This is a genomic window from Frankia canadensis (genome assembly GCF_900197875.1).
Taxonomy (GTDB): domain Bacteria; phylum Actinomycetota; class Actinomycetes; order Frankiales; family Frankiaceae; genus Frankia; species Frankia canadensis.
The window spans coordinates 18,239-31,692 of record NZ_FZMO01000530.1 but is presented as its reverse complement, the minus strand read 5'-3'; the positions used below and the strand labels follow the sequence as shown (position 1 = coordinate 31,692).

Genomic DNA, 13,454 nt, shown 5'->3' with positions numbered 1-13,454 from the left:
GACCCGATCCGAACAATCAACCACGTAGCTGTCTCACCACACGAACGTGCGGAAGACAGGGCTAGGCCGCGTGTCAAGTTGTGATCTCTCGGGCCGTCCTCGTGTGGACGCGTCCGCCCGCCTCCCGTCTACGGCGCCCCGACACCACCCGTTCATGATCAACTTCGGTGTGGGTGGCGACCTGGAACGCCGAGGAGGCGGGGGACTTCCCGTGGAGGGGAAGTGGCCGCCGGGGAAGGCGGCGTGATGCCAGTTTCCTGGTGTGTCGTGTCCGGTTTGTCCCTAGGTTTCTGGCAGAGAACGCCGTGACGGTGTCAGAACGCTGTCACGGACCGCCGGCCGCGAACGGCCTCGAACCGCTGGCGCGACAGGCCGACACAAAGATCGCGACCCGAGGCACGGCCTAGCTGTCGGCGCCGTTCGCGGTGCCGGTGTCGATGCCGGTGTCGATGCCGGTGTCGATGCCGGTGCCCGTGCCGACCAGCAGGGTGCGCAGCTGGGCGGCCAGGACGTCCCAGCGCCAGCGCAGCTCCACCCAGGCGCGGCCGGCTGCGCCCATCGACGCGGCCAGGTCCGGGTCGGCAAGCAGGTCGCCGACGGCGGCCGCGACCTCGTCGACGCCGCTGCCGTCCACGACGAGGCCGGTGCGCCCGTCGAGCACCGCGTCGGGCGCGCCGCCGCTGCGCCCGGCGACCACCGGCAGGCCCGTCGCCGACGCCTCCAGGTAGACGATGCCCAGGCCCTCGACCTCCAGCCCGCCGAGCCGGGACCGGCATGGCATGGCGAACACGTCCCCGGCCGCGTAGTGGGCGGGCAGCTCCTCCCACGGCACCGAGCCGGTGAACGTCACGTGGTCCGCCACGTCGACCTCGCGGGCGAGCCGCTCCAGGTCCTTGCGGTACGGGCCGCCGCCGACGATCAGCAGGGCCGCGCCCGGTACCCGGCGACGCAGCGCCGGCAGGACGCGGACCAGCACGTCCTGGCCCTTGCGGGGCACGAGCCGGCTCACGCACACCACCACCGGGCGCCCGCCCAGCCCGTACCGGCGGCGGATTTCCTCGCGCCCGACGCCCGGGCGGTACAGCGCCGCGTCGACCCCGCTGGGCAACCGGGCGAGCGTCGGATGGGTGCCGAGGGCAGGGCCGATCCGCAGCCGGGTGTAGTCGGTGAGATAGGTGACGACATCCGCCGCCCCGCCGATGCGCCGCAGCAGCTGGCGCGCCGCCGGCAGCGCCGCCCAGCCGACCTCGTGGCCGTGCGTGCTCGCCAGCACCCGGCGCACCGCCGTCTCGCGGCGCAGCCGGTCGCCCAGCAGGCCGAGCGGGGCGGCGGCACCGAACCAGACGGTGTCGCAGCCCTCGGCACGGGCGATCTCCCGGGCACGGCGCAGCACGTCCCGGGTCGGCAGCATCAGCGACGTGCGGTGGCGCACCACCGGGAACGGCTGCGCGGCGTCGAACTCGGGCGCCCCGGACCAGGCCGGCGCGTAGACCACGACCTCGCCCGCCGGCAGCCGGGAGACGAAGTTGTGCACGTAGGCCTGGATCCCGCCGGGGCGCGGGGGAAAGTCGTTCGTCACGGCCAGGACCCGCATGGCCCCATCGTGCCGCACCGGCCCCCGCGGCCACCCGCCGGGCGGCGCGTTCAGCCGGCGCGACGCGGTGGCGGGAGCAGCCGGGCGGTGCGCTCCAGCACCGAACCGGCCATCTCTCCCGGCGGCGGCAGCAGGCCCGCGGCGGCCAGCACCCCGAGGGCGCGGAACTCCTCCGCGTCCCACCCAGGGCTCGCGGCGGCGCCCGGGCGATCCGCGCCGGCGAACATGACAGTGACGACGCAGCCGGCGCACCGAGCGCCGCGCGCGACACAGGAGTCGCAGTCGATCAACATCGCACTCACCTTCCCGATATCCCGACGTCACCGACGGTAGGACCCGGGTCTGACAATTCCCGGCGGGAGCGTGCGCGCGGGCCGTCGGACGAGGCGGCTCGGCGGGTGAAGCCGCTCGGCGGGTGAGGCGGCTCAGTGGGTGGAGGGGATGCGGCTCAGCGGGTGAGGCGGGCCAGCAGGGCGGAGGACGGCACGGCCCGGGCTCCGGCGGCCGTGCTGTTGTCCGCCACCTCACGGTCGGAGGTGACGACGAAGACCGGCCGGCCCTCGGGCTCCAGCCGCACCAGCCGGACGATCTCGTCGTCGGCCAGCCGGCCGGGCCGGCTGAACAGCACCCGCACGCCACGCGGCATCGTCACGCCCACCGGGCGCGCGACCACGGCGGTCGCGTCGAACACCGCCGTGATCTCGCTGTCCGGATTGCGGCCGGCCAGCGCGCCGAGCCCGGACAGCAGGCGCTCGCGCTGCGCCTGCAGGGTGAGCTGGCCATAGCCACGCTTGGTCACGTTGTACCCGTCGACGATCAGATGCACGCCGGGCACGGCGAGCACCTCGTCGATGAGGGTGGGGTCGTCGTCGGGCCGGCCGCGGGCGCCGACGAACGCGTGCGGGGCGCTGCTCGGGCCGTCGCCGCCGCGGGCGAGCAGATCGGCCGGGCGGCTGACCATCGTGGGCAGGTCGAGCTCGCGGCGCACCCCGTGCGCGGAGGCGATCAGGGTGTCGAGCAGCACCCGCATCCGGGCGTCGTCGACGCTGCGGGTGTCGCGGGTCTCCCGGCGGGCCACGGCCAGCGCGTTCTCCAGCTCGGAGACCCGCCCCCGCAGCCGGCGCACCTCCGCCTCGGCGTCACGTTCGGCCGCCAGCGCCGCGTCGCGGGCCGTCTCGGCGGCGACCACCGCGTCCCGCGCCTCGTCCTGCGCCCGGCGCACCTTCTCACCGGACGCGCGCAGCCGGCGCCGGGCCTCCTCGGCGTCGGTGCGGGCCGCGGTGGCCCGTTCCCGCAACTGCTCGGCCTCGGCCGCGGCGGCGCGCTGGCCCGCCTCGAGCTGGTCGGAGAGCCGGCGGATGGTCCGCTCGGCCTCGTCGGCCCGGTCCCGGATCTCGTCCTGGGATGCCTGGTCGGCCGCGGCCCGCACCAGCTGCGGCCAGTCGGGCGCCCGCAGCAGGTAGGCGATCGCGGCGACGCGCTCCGGCGGCGCGGCCGGCGGTGGCCCGTCCGTCGCCTCGACGGCCTCGGCGAGCTCGGGATGGTGCCGGCGGATCCACTCGGCGACCCGGCCGCGGAACACGTCGCCGTCGACCGCGGCGGCCAGCGGCACGGCCCCCAGCCTGGTCCGCCGGGACTCCTTGAACCGGCGCACCGCGACCAGCGACGGCGGGACCTCGGCCTCGGGCAGGTCGGCCAGCGTCCGCGCGGCGAGCTCGATGACGGCCCGGCGTACCTCGGCGGGCAGCGGCTCACTCATCAGCGCCGCCCCCGGCGGACATTCGTCAGGGATCCGACTGTCTCGACACGTTCTATCCCGGACGGGGCAAAGTGGACACGATCCCGCGCCCTGAACCCCGGCACCTCCCGCTCCGCCCGCGCGTCGGTCCGACGGGATCCGCGCCGGAAATGTCCGTCAGCATCCGAATGACGGCGACGAGACGACGGGCCGCGCCGCCCGCGGCCCGTCCGATCGGCCAGGCAGCAAGGCACGTGGGACTCCGGGGCCGACGGGAAGAAACGATGACGGTACAGCCTAACGGCCCCGCTCAGGAGGGGTCGCGCGTGCCACAGGTGTGGGATCACCGCCCGTCCGACCCGTGTCGGGGCGGGCATTGTCTCATGTGATAGTCGGCTTATGTAGCCTCGCGTGGTGCGTACCCTACGCGCGATTTCTTCCAAACGCGGCCCTGGCTGCGCCGGAGAGGAACCACCGTGACCGACCAGAACCCACCGCACCAGCCACCCGGCGGGGGCGGCAGCCAGGAGCCGTGGAACCAGCACAACAGCTCCTGGCCCCAGCCGCCCGCCGACGGCTCCGGCGGCGGGCCCGACCAGTCCGACGAGAAGACCCAGCTGGCCTGGTCCGGCGCCGCCCCCGGGACGGGGGGTACGCCGCCCAGCGGACCGCAGCCGCCGATGCCCGCTCCCGGCGGCCAGCAGTGGGGCACCGGGCCGCGCCCGGGCGCCGACCAGTCGTGGCCCCCGCCCCCGCAGCAGGGCGCCGGCGGCTGGGGCCAGCCGGTCCCCGGCACCGACCCGCAGCAGGGCTGGGGCCAGCAGACCCCGGGCGCGGACCAACAGGGCTGGGGCCAGCCCGGGGCCGAGCAGCAGGGCTGGGGCGCCCAGGGCCAGCAGGGGGGTTGGCAGCAGGGCGGCTACCCGCCCGGCGGCACCAGCCCCTACCAGGGCGGCGCGGGCTACCAGATGCCCGGCGGCTATCCCGGCACCGGCCCGGACCCGTACCAGCAGAACCAGCAGGGTGGCTACCCGCCGCCCGGCGGCTGGCAGCAGCAGCCGGGTGGGCCGCAGCCCCCGCGGCCGCGACGCAACCCGCTGATGATCATCATTCCGCTGGCGGTGGTCGCCGCGATCGTGCTCGGCGTGGTGATCGCGCTGGCCGTCGGCGGCGACGACAAGAAGGACGATGTCACCTCGCCGGTGCCGCTGCCGTCGGCGACGGCGCTGGGCGTGCCCGGCGGCGGCAGCACGCCGACCCTGCCGAGCCCCACCGCGACCAGCCCGGTCCGTTCGTCGAACTGCGTGCCGGTGACCGCGCCGGGGGCTCCGGGGGCGGGTGTCGCCGGCATCGGCGGCTCCGGCACCGTGGTCGGCGAGGCCAACTCGTCGGTCAGCGACTTCGAGGCGAAGGTGACGCTCAACAGCGTCTGCACCACCTCCGGCACGGTCACCAGCTACGGTGACCCGCCGACCCAGGGGGCGTACTACGTGCTGAACGTGACGGTCGAGGTGAGCCGCGGGGACACGTCCGCCTCGCCGTCGGACTTCTACATCCAGACGCCGGACGGGACCCGGTACGACGGAAGCTATGACAACGTCGAGCCGCGGCTGTCCGCCTCGACGGTGAAGGCCGGCCAGAAGGTCCGCGGCAACGTCGTCATCGACGCGCCGCCCGGCCACGGGGTACTCAACTGGGAGCCGCTGTTCGCGGTCGACACAGCCAAGTTCCAGCTCTGAGCCACCGCGGTCCGCGCCGGCGCCGAGTCCGTGCCGGCGCGGACCGGCCCGGCACGGACTCGGGGATCAGCACGGGGCGGTCAGGACAGGGCCGCGCGGATGCGCTCCGCCGCCTCGTCCAGCGCCGCCGGATCGGGATCGTGGTCGGCGGCCGCGAAGGTGATCTGCTTCTCATTGTCGATGGGCACCAGGTGGACGTGCGTGTGCGGCACCTCCAGACCGCCGACGATCACCGCCACCCGCCGGGGCTGGAACGCCTTGTCGATGGCTCGCCCGACCTTCGCCGCGGCGAGCCACAGCGCCGACTGGACATCGTCGGGCAGGTCGATCCATCGGTCGATCTCGACCCGCGGGACCACCAGGGTGTGACCTGGGCGGATCGGCGCGATCGTGAGGAGCGCGACCGTGTCCTCGTCGGAGTACACGATGCGCCCCGGCAGCTCGCCATTGATGATCCGGGTGTAGACGCTCGGCATGGCTCACGACCCTATCGGGACCGGCTCCTCCGCCTTCGCCACACGTCGCACCCGCCCGCACGTCACACATAGGGTCGGGCGAAACCCGCTGGCCCGGCCGTCATCACGCGGAACTCGTTGCCCTCCGGATCCGAGAGCACATATCCGCGCTCGCCGTCGTCGTCGTACCGACCGACCCGGCGCGCCCCCAGGGTGGACAGCCAGCCGATGACCCGCTCCGCGTCCACCGCGTAGAGGTCGAGATGCAGCCGGCTCGGCCCGCCTCCGCGGCTGGCCCCAGGCCGCAGCAGCAGTTTCGGCCCCGCCCCCGCGGGATGGCGCAGCACCGCCGCGTCGCCGTCCCGCCGGACCACCTCATAGCCCAGTGCGGCGGCCCAGAAACGCACCATCACCTCCACGTTCGCACAGTCCAGTGCCACGCGCCCCACCCGAATCCCGTTCGTTTCGAACCACGCCACCCGCGCATGATTTCGCATTTCCGCTGGGTTGGCCCGTCGTGTGGCGGTCGCGTGTCTCCGGCGTGGCGAAACATGGCGCGGACCGCAGACACGACGACTCGACAACGGTCGACATCGGGTCACCGCCGAGGCCCGCCAACCAGGTCATCTCGGTCGATGTCGCGCGCGCCGGTGACGGAAACTGTCGGCGGCCGGTCCTACGGTGTCCCGGTGCGCCCAGACCCCGCCTCCCCGCAGGCACGCCCCCGGCAGGCAAGCCTCGACGACCTCGGGCGGCCGCTGGCCGAGGTCACCTTCGTCGTCGTCGACCTGGAGACGACCGGCACCTCGGCGGCGACCAGCGAGATCACCGAGATCGGCGCGGTGCGGGTGCGCGGCGGAGAGATCCTCGCGGAGATGTCCACGCTGGTGCGGCCGAGCGCCGGCATCCCGCCGATGGTCTCGGTGATCACCGGGATCACCGACGCGATGGTGGCCACCGCCCCCGCCGAGGCCGAGGTCGTGCCGACCTTCCTGGAGTTCGCCCGCGGCGCCGTGCTCGTCGCCCACAACGCGCCGTTCGACCTCGGTTTCCTGCGCGCCGCCGTCGAGCGCTGCGGCTACCCGCAGCCCGCCTGGGAGCATCTCGACACCCTGCGCGTCGCCCGGCGGGTGATCAGCCGCGACGAGGCCCCGGACTGCCGGCTCGGCACGCTGGCCCGGCTGTTCCGCAGCACCACCGCGCCCTGCCACCGGGCGCTGGCCGACGCCCAGGCCACCGTCGACGTGCTGCACGGCCTGTTCGAGCGCCTCGGCAACCTCGGCGTGCGCACCCTGGAGGAGGTGCACGAATACAGCTCCCGGGTCTCCTCGGCCCAGCGGCGCAAGCGGCATCTCGCCGACGGGCTGCCCACCGGCCCCGGCGTCTACGTCTTCCGCGGCGCCGACGGGCGTGCCCTGTACGTCGGCACCTCGCGGTCGGTGCGCTCGCGGGTGCGCACCTACTTCACCGCCAGTGAGCCACGTACCCGGATGGCCGAGATGGTGGCGCTGGCCGAGCGGGTCGACGCGATCGGCTGCGCGCACGCGCTGGAGGCCGAGGTGCGCGAGCTGCGGCTGATCGCCGAGCACAAGCCGCCGTACAACCGCCGTTCCCGCTTCCCCGAGCGTGCCGTGTACGTCCGGCTCACCGACGAGCCGTTCCCCCGGCTGTCCCGAGTGCGCGCCGCCCGCGACGACGGCACCTACCTCGGCCCGTTCGGCAGCGTCCGGGAGGCCGACGACGCCGCCGACGCGCTGCTCGCCGCCGTGCCGCTGCGCCAGTGCACCCCCCGGTTGTCGCCGCGGGTGCGCCGCCCCGCCTGCGCCCTCGCGGACCTGGGCCGCTGCGGGGCCCCGTGTGACGGGCGGGAGGACGTCGACGCCTACGCCCGCCACGTCGCCGCGGCCCGCGCGGCCATCACCGGCGATCCCGCGCCGGTCGTCGCCGTGGCGACCAGGCGGATGGACCGGCTGGCCGCCGAGGAACGCTACGAGGAGGCCGCCGTCACCCGCGACCGGATGATCGCCTTCGTGCGCGCCGCCGCCCGCGGGCAGCGGCTGGCGGCGCTCACCCGGGTGCCGGAGCTCGTCGCCGCCGCGCCGACCGCCGACGCCGGCTGGGACCTGGTCGTCGTGCGATACGGCCGGCTGGCGTCGGCGGTGACGGTCGCGCGCGGGATCGACCCGCGGCCGTGGGTGGACGCCGCGGTCGCCAGCGCCGAGACGGTGCGCCCGGGGCCGGGGCCGGCGCCGTGCGCGTCGGTCGAGGAGACCGAGCGGATCGGCCGCTGGCTGGCCGGTTCGGGGGTGCGGCTGGTGCGCCTCGACGGCACCTGGAGCTGGCCGGCAGCCGGCGCGACGCGGGCCGCCCGCAGCTATGCCGCCCCGACCACGGCAGCGACCCCGGCCACGGCAGCGACCCCGACCCCGAGCCCGACCGCGACGGCCTCGACCACGGCGGGCCCTGCCGCGGCTGCCTCCACGGCAACGGCCGCGGGGCCGGCCCGCCCTCCCGGGTGGACCGGCCCCGCGGCCGTCAACTGACCTGCGTCCGTGCCGTCGGCGCTGGTCGCGCCATCCGGCTCAGGGCCGTCGGCTCAGTGTTCCTTCTCCTCGACGAAGAAGCCGCTGACGGCCTTCCCGGCCCGCCGGGCGAGTCCCTTGCCGTCGCCGTCCCCGTGCCCGTTCGCCGACGGCAGCGCGTAGCGGTCGGTCGGGACGAGCGGGTGGTCGGGCGTCGGCTCGGGCTTCGGCCGGTGGTCCTCCACGAACTCGCCGCTCGGCAGCTGCCGGATGATGCCGGTCTCGATGCCGTGGTGGGCGACCTCGTGGTCCTTCTCCTGCAGGTGCAGGCAGAGCTTCTTCGTCACCGCGTAGGCGATCGGCGGAACGATGATCAGCCCGATGCGGCCGGCCCAGGTCATCGCGTTCAGCGAGATGCTGAACGTCTTGGCGATGACGTCGTTGCCACCCGAGATCCACAGGACCAGGTAGAAGCTGATCGACATCGCCCCGAGCGCGGTCCTGGTCGGGGCCTCCCGCGGCCGCTGGAGCAGGTTGTACGACTTGGTGTCGCCGGTGAACCTGGCTTCCAGGAACGGGTAGATCGCCAGCAGCGTGAACAGGATGCCGGGCAACACCGCCGTCGGCCAGAACACCGCGGGGACCGTGTGGCCGAGGCCGCGGAACTCCCAGGGCGGCATCAGTCGGGTCGAGCCGTCGAGGAAGCCGATGTACCAGTCGGGCTGGGACGCCGAGGACACCTTCGACGGGTCGTACGGACCGAACATCCAGATCGGGTTGATCTGCGCCAGGCCGCCGAGCAGCGCGAGCATGGCGAAGACCATCATGAAGAACCCGCCGGACTTCACCGCGAACACCGGGAACACCCGGTGGCCGACGACGTTGTCCTCGGTCTTGCCCGGCCCGGGGAAGTCCGTGTGCTTCTGGTGCCACAGGATGCCCATGTGGGCGCCGATCAGCGCCAGCAGGACACCCGGCACCAGCAGGATGTGGATCACGTAGAGCCGGGGCAGGAAGTTCTCGCCCGGGAACTCGCCGTTGAACAGCATGAACGACGCCCACGTCCCGATGATCGGGATGGACTGCGCGATCGACGCGGCGATCCGCAGACCGGTGCCGGACAGCAGGTCGTCGGGCAGCGAGTAGCCGGCGAAGCCCTCGAGGATGGCGAGGATCAGCAGGCCGACACCGATCAGCCAGTTGACCTCACGTGGCTTGCGGTAGGCACCGGTGAAGAACACCCGCAGCAGGTGGACGACGATCGACCCGACGAAGACCAGCGCCGCCCAGTGGTGGATCTGGCGGAACACCAGCCCGGCCCGGGTGTCGAAGCTGATGTCCAGCGTCGAGGCGTACGCCCGGCTCATCTCCACGCCCTTGAGGGGCACGTAGGAGCCGTTGTAGATGATCTCGGTGTTCGACGGGTCGAAGAACAGCGTGAGGTAGATGCCGGTCAGCAGCAGGACGACGAAGCTGTAGAGCGCGATCTCCCCGATCATGAACGACCAGTGGTCGGGGAACACCTTGTTCAGGTTGCGCCGCAGGCCGGCCTGCGTGCCGAACCGGTCGTCGATGGCCCGGTTGGCCTTGCGGACCGGACCCGGGCGCTTGACGAACTCGGGCGGGGATGCGGTTGTCATGAGCGCTCCCAGAAGGCTGCACCGACGGGCTCGTCGTAGTCACCGTCGCGGGCGTGGAGGAAGCCGTCCGCGTCCGCGGCGATGGCCAGCTGCGGCAGGGACCGGCTCGCCGGCCCGAAGATCGCCCGGCACCCGTCCCGCACGTCGAAGACCGACTGGTGGCAGGGGCAGAGCAGGTGGTGCGTCTGCTGCTCGTAGAGGCTCACCGGGCAGCCGGCGTGCGTGCAGATCTTGGAGTAGGCGACGTGGCCGTCGACCGACCAGTTCTCCCGCCCCTTGCGCGGCTGGTCCACCCCCGGTGGCAGGCGGATGAGGATCGTGGTGCTGTCCGCCTTGGTGTGCAGGTCGGTCTTCGGCTTGTAGATCACCGAGCCGTCGGCGGCGGTGACCGGGATGGCCGGGAAGACCGTCTCGATGCCGCCGATGGACACGTCACCGAGCTTGACGTACCGGCCGTCCTCGGTGACCAGGCGCGCGCCCTTCACCCAGGAGGTGTGGTCGAGCTTCTTGCCGGGCTTGGAGTTCGTCAGGTTCAGCAGCGGCACGACGACCAGGCCGCCGAGCACCGTGCCGGCGCCCAGCAGGGTGCGGCGCAGCAGCGGATGCCGGGCCAGCCCCGTGTCGGCGAAGCCGCTGGTGATCTCCGCTTCGGTGACCGCGATCTCCTCCTTGGGGGAGGTGAACGCGTGCCGCTCCTGGACCGCATGCTCGTGCGGCATCAGCCGCTTGGCCCACAGGATGAGCCCGATGCCGAGGCCGCCGACGGCCATGCCGAGGGCCGAGCCCAGGCACGGCGTGTAGTACTGCTTGTGCTTGTCACCGACGAAGTTCGTGATGACGAAGCCGACCGTGCCGACGACCGAGATCATGAACCAGAAGGCGATCAGCCGCTCGGCGCGGCGCTCGGCCCGGTGGTCGACGTCCTCCGCCCGCGGCGGCCGCGGGGTGACCCCGCCCCCGTGCGCCCCCGGCCGCATCACCGTGGTCTCGGGATCGCGGCTGGAGTCGGTCTGGTGCGGCGGTGTCCCCAGCGCCTCCGGACCGTCGTGCGTGCCGGCCGGCACGTCCGGCCCGCCGGCCGAGACGTTCGACCCCTTCACCGGCCGTCCCGCCGTGTCGACCGGGTGCTTCGACCGCGCGAAGACGCTGCCGGCCGACTCGGCTGGATCGCCCGGTCCCGCCGTCCCCGGGCCCGTCTTGTCACTCATACCTTCTGCCTCGCTCCGATCCACAGGCACACGGCCAGCAGGCCGCCCACGCCCACCAGCAGGCCCAGCAGACCCTCGGGCACCGGACCGTACTTGCCGAGGCTGTAGCCACCCGGGCTCTTCGAGTCGTTCAGGTGCCGGATGTACGCCGCCACCGCGACGGCGTCCTCCTCGTTGATCTGGCGGTCACCGAAGACCGGCATGGACTCCGGCCCCGTGCGCATGGCCTCGACGATCTGCGTCGGGGTGGACTCGCTCAACGAGGGGGCGAACTTGCCGTAGGTCAGCGGGGCTCCCTGGGCGACGGCCTGGTGGCACTGCGCGCAGTTCGCCCGGTAGAGCTCACCACCGTGCGACAGGTCGGCGTCGTCCAGCGCCGCATCGGTGACCTTGGGAACCTCAGGTCCACCGCCGAGGCTGTCAATGTACGCCGCGAGCTGGTCGATCTGGGTCCGGGAGTAGAGCGTCGGCTTGCGGTCGGCCTGCGCGGCCGGCGCCGCCAGCGGCATGCGGCCGGTGGAGACCTGGAAGTCGACGGCGGCGGCGCCGACGCCGATCAGGCTGGGGCCGGTGGTGGTGCCGCCGGCGCCGAGCCCGTGGCAGGTGGAGCAGCCCTGCTGGTAGAGGGCCCTGCCCTGGCGCACCGCGGCGTTGTCGTCGGTCTGCTGCGCGGCGTTGCCGCCGGGCGCGAGGACCGTCCACAGCACGCCGGTGGCCAGCAGGCCGAACATCAGCACGAGCGCCGAGGAACGGCGGCGGCGGCGCGCGGACAGTCCCGGTCCGCGCTCGCCGCGACGACGGCCCAGCCGCCGGGTTACCGCGGTCGACGCGGCGGTCGCGGCCGGCTCAGGTGCCGCCGAGTCGTCGGCCGCCGCGACGGGCTCGGTGGCCGCGGTCGACGTGGGTTCCGGCGGGGTGTCCGGCGAGGTGCCCGAGGATTCAGTCATGTCGCTCACTGGAGGAGGTAGATGGTCGCAAAAAGGGCGATCCAGACGACGTCGACAAAGTGCCAGTAGTACGACACGACGATCGCCGATGTCGCCTTCTCCGGCGTGAAACGCCCATACGTGGACCGGCCCAGCACCATGACGAACGCGACGAGACCACCGATGACGTGCAGGCCGTGGAAGCCGGTGGTCAGGTAGTACACCGACCCGTAGGCATGCGACGCCATCGTGAACTTGTTCTCGCCGAAGTACTCGTTCGCCTGGCCGCCGACGAAGATCAGCCCCATGATCAGGGAGATCAGATACCAGCGGCGCAGCCCGAACACGTCACCGCGCTCGGCGGCGAACACACCGAGCTGGCAGGTGACGCTGGAGAGCACCAGGATCACGGTGAAGAACAGCGCGTACCCGACGTGCAGCTCCACGGGCCCGTGCTCGGAACCGGCGGGGTCGCCGGTGACCGGCGGCCAGTTGCCGCTGTTGACCGAGCGGATCGTGAAGTACATCGCGAACAGGGACGCGAAGAACATCAGCTCCGACGACAGCCACACGACCGTGCCGACCGAGACCATCGAGGGACGGTTGGCCGTCGGGTGTGGTGGAGGAGCCTTCTCGAGGACGGGGGCTGAGGCCACGTCGGTCATTCTGGCACGCGTCGGCGCAGGCGCCACCGTAGGTTCGACGTTCGGTAGGACTACGACTCGTCGATGACCGACCCGCGGCGGCGCGCGGAGCCCGGCACAGACCGCGCAAACCGCTGCACCACAAGGAGAAACGCAGGCCACGGACCCGAGGTCGACCCCCGCGAAAAAAGCCCACCGATCGGGTCGATCTCGACGGATGTTGCGTGCCTCACCCGTCCCGCGTCCTCCCCTTGAGCCGGGTCGCCCGGCACCCGCGCACCGGGCCGGTCGGCACGCGCGGCACCGGGAGTCCCCCGCGGACGGGCTCGGCGGGACCTCGCCAGCTGGACAGCACCGTCCGGCCGGACAGCACCGTCCGGCCGAACGGCATCGTCCGGCCGAACGACGGCGTCCGGCCGGACGGCATCGCCCAGGCGAGTCTCAACCGCCCGGGCGTCTCGACATGGCTCAGCCGGACATCGCGGCCAGGGCGCGCAGGCCCTCGGCCGGCAGCGCGATCCCGGCGTCGGAGCCGGGGTCCACGGCGAGCAGCAGGTCGTCGGACGGCCAGATCCGGCCCAGGGTGGCGATCTGGACGGTCCGGTAGCGGTCCACCTCGGGCAGGGCCTCGGCGAGGCGGTGCTCGGAGGTGAACGTCGGGACGAACTGCGTGCCGTCCTGGCGCTCGGCGACGGGCAGCTGCAGGACGTCGCTGTCCTCGTCCGCGAGGTCGCTGACCTCGTTGCCGAGATCGGGCAGCAGGACGTCGGCGAGCGCCAGGTCGCCGAGCGCGGAACGCTCGTCCTCCCCCGCGGCCAGCCGGCGCAGGGCCGCTCGGGCCGCGCTGCCCTGCTCGGACGCCCGGGCGCCGGGCACCCCCGCGAGGGCCGCGGGGCCGGGGACGCTGTCGGGACGTAGCTGGTCATCGGTCACGGGGACTCCCTTGACGTGGATGAACGTGCTGACGTGTCGTGCCGTAAGGCCCGGG

The 13,454-nt window shown here is 73.3% G+C and carries 12 protein-coding genes; 2 read left to right on the top strand and 10 right to left on the bottom strand.

Going from position 1 to position 13,454, the window contains the following annotated elements:
• Nucleotides 1–403 precede the first annotated feature (403 nt).
• The 3 genes from C1A33_RS28710 to C1A33_RS28700 form a co-directional block, all read right to left on the bottom strand.
• Nucleotides 404–1,594, bottom strand: a complete 1,191-nt coding sequence (locus C1A33_RS28710; RefSeq protein ID WP_101835026.1) for a glycosyltransferase family 4 protein — start codon at nt 1,592–1,594, stop codon at nt 404–406.
• A 50-nt stretch (nt 1,595–1,644) separates the two neighbouring features.
• Nucleotides 1,645–1,887 carry a hypothetical protein gene (locus tag C1A33_RS28705; RefSeq protein ID WP_101835025.1) on the bottom strand — a complete coding sequence of 81 codons (243 nt, stop codon included), beginning with the start codon at nt 1,885–1,887 and terminating at the stop codon, nt 1,645–1,647.
• Nucleotides 1,888–2,042: 155 nt separating this feature from the next.
• Nucleotides 2,043–3,353, bottom strand: coding sequence for an NYN domain-containing protein (locus C1A33_RS28700; protein ID WP_101835023.1), 1,311 nt, complete (start codon nt 3,351–3,353; stop codon nt 2,043–2,045).
• A 455-nt stretch (nt 3,354–3,808) separates the two neighbouring features.
• On the opposite strand from C1A33_RS28700, the gene C1A33_RS28695 reads away from it, so the two are divergent.
• A complete protein-coding gene (locus tag C1A33_RS28695; protein WP_101835022.1) occupies nt 3,809–5,071 on the top strand; it encodes a DUF4352 domain-containing protein in 1,263 nt (420 codons plus the stop codon).
• 80 nt (nt 5,072–5,151) lie between these two features.
• Here the strand turns inward: C1A33_RS28695 and C1A33_RS28690 are convergent, their stop codons facing one another.
• Nucleotides 5,152–5,547 carry an HIT family protein gene (locus C1A33_RS28690; protein ID WP_101835020.1) on the bottom strand — a complete coding sequence of 132 codons (396 nt, stop codon included), beginning with the start codon at nt 5,545–5,547 and terminating at the stop codon, nt 5,152–5,154.
• A gap of 62 nt (nt 5,548–5,609) precedes the next feature.
• Nucleotides 5,610–6,023 carry a VOC family protein gene (locus tag C1A33_RS28685; RefSeq protein WP_101835018.1) on the bottom strand — a complete coding sequence of 138 codons (414 nt, stop codon included), beginning with the start codon at nt 6,021–6,023 and terminating at the stop codon, nt 5,610–5,612.
• A gap of 192 nt (nt 6,024–6,215) precedes the next feature.
• Between C1A33_RS28685 and C1A33_RS28680 the strand changes: the two genes are divergently transcribed.
• The gene (locus tag C1A33_RS28680; RefSeq protein ID WP_243408032.1) at nt 6,216–8,069 is read left to right on the top strand and encodes a DEDD exonuclease domain-containing protein; all 1,854 of its coding nucleotides are present in this window, start codon (nt 6,216–6,218) and stop codon (nt 8,067–8,069) included.
• Between the two features lie 53 nt (nt 8,070–8,122).
• Here the strand turns inward: C1A33_RS28680 and qcrB are convergent, their stop codons facing one another.
• The 5 genes from qcrB to C1A33_RS28650 all read right to left on the bottom strand — a co-directional run bounded on the left by qcrB (nt 8,123) and on the right by C1A33_RS28650 (nt 13,399).
• A complete protein-coding gene (gene qcrB / locus C1A33_RS28675; protein WP_101835014.1) occupies nt 8,123–9,688 on the bottom strand; it encodes a cytochrome bc1 complex cytochrome b subunit in 1,566 nt (521 codons plus the stop codon).
• Entirely contained in the window at nt 9,685–10,896 is a 1,212-nt protein-coding gene (gene qcrA / locus C1A33_RS28670) for a cytochrome bc1 complex Rieske iron-sulfur subunit (protein WP_101835012.1), read from the bottom strand. Before qcrA ends, qcrB begins: the two co-directional genes overlap by 4 nt.
• Nucleotides 10,893–11,843 carry a cytochrome bc1 complex diheme cytochrome c subunit gene (gene qcrC, locus C1A33_RS28665; protein ID WP_101835029.1) on the bottom strand — a complete coding sequence of 317 codons (951 nt, stop codon included), beginning with the start codon at nt 11,841–11,843 and terminating at the stop codon, nt 10,893–10,895. The genes qcrA and qcrC overlap by 4 nt, the downstream gene beginning before the upstream one ends.
• Nucleotides 11,844–11,848: 5 nt before the next feature.
• Nucleotides 11,849–12,487: an aa3-type cytochrome oxidase subunit III gene (gene ctaE / locus C1A33_RS28660; protein ID WP_101835010.1), complete on the bottom strand. Its 639-nt coding sequence runs from the start codon at nt 12,485–12,487 to the stop codon at nt 11,849–11,851.
• A 447-nt stretch (nt 12,488–12,934) separates the two neighbouring features.
• Complete coding sequence (locus C1A33_RS28650) at nt 12,935–13,399, bottom strand: SseB family protein (RefSeq protein ID WP_101835006.1); 465 nt, start codon at nt 13,397–13,399, stop codon at nt 12,935–12,937.
• Nucleotides 13,400–13,454 lie beyond the last annotated feature (55 nt).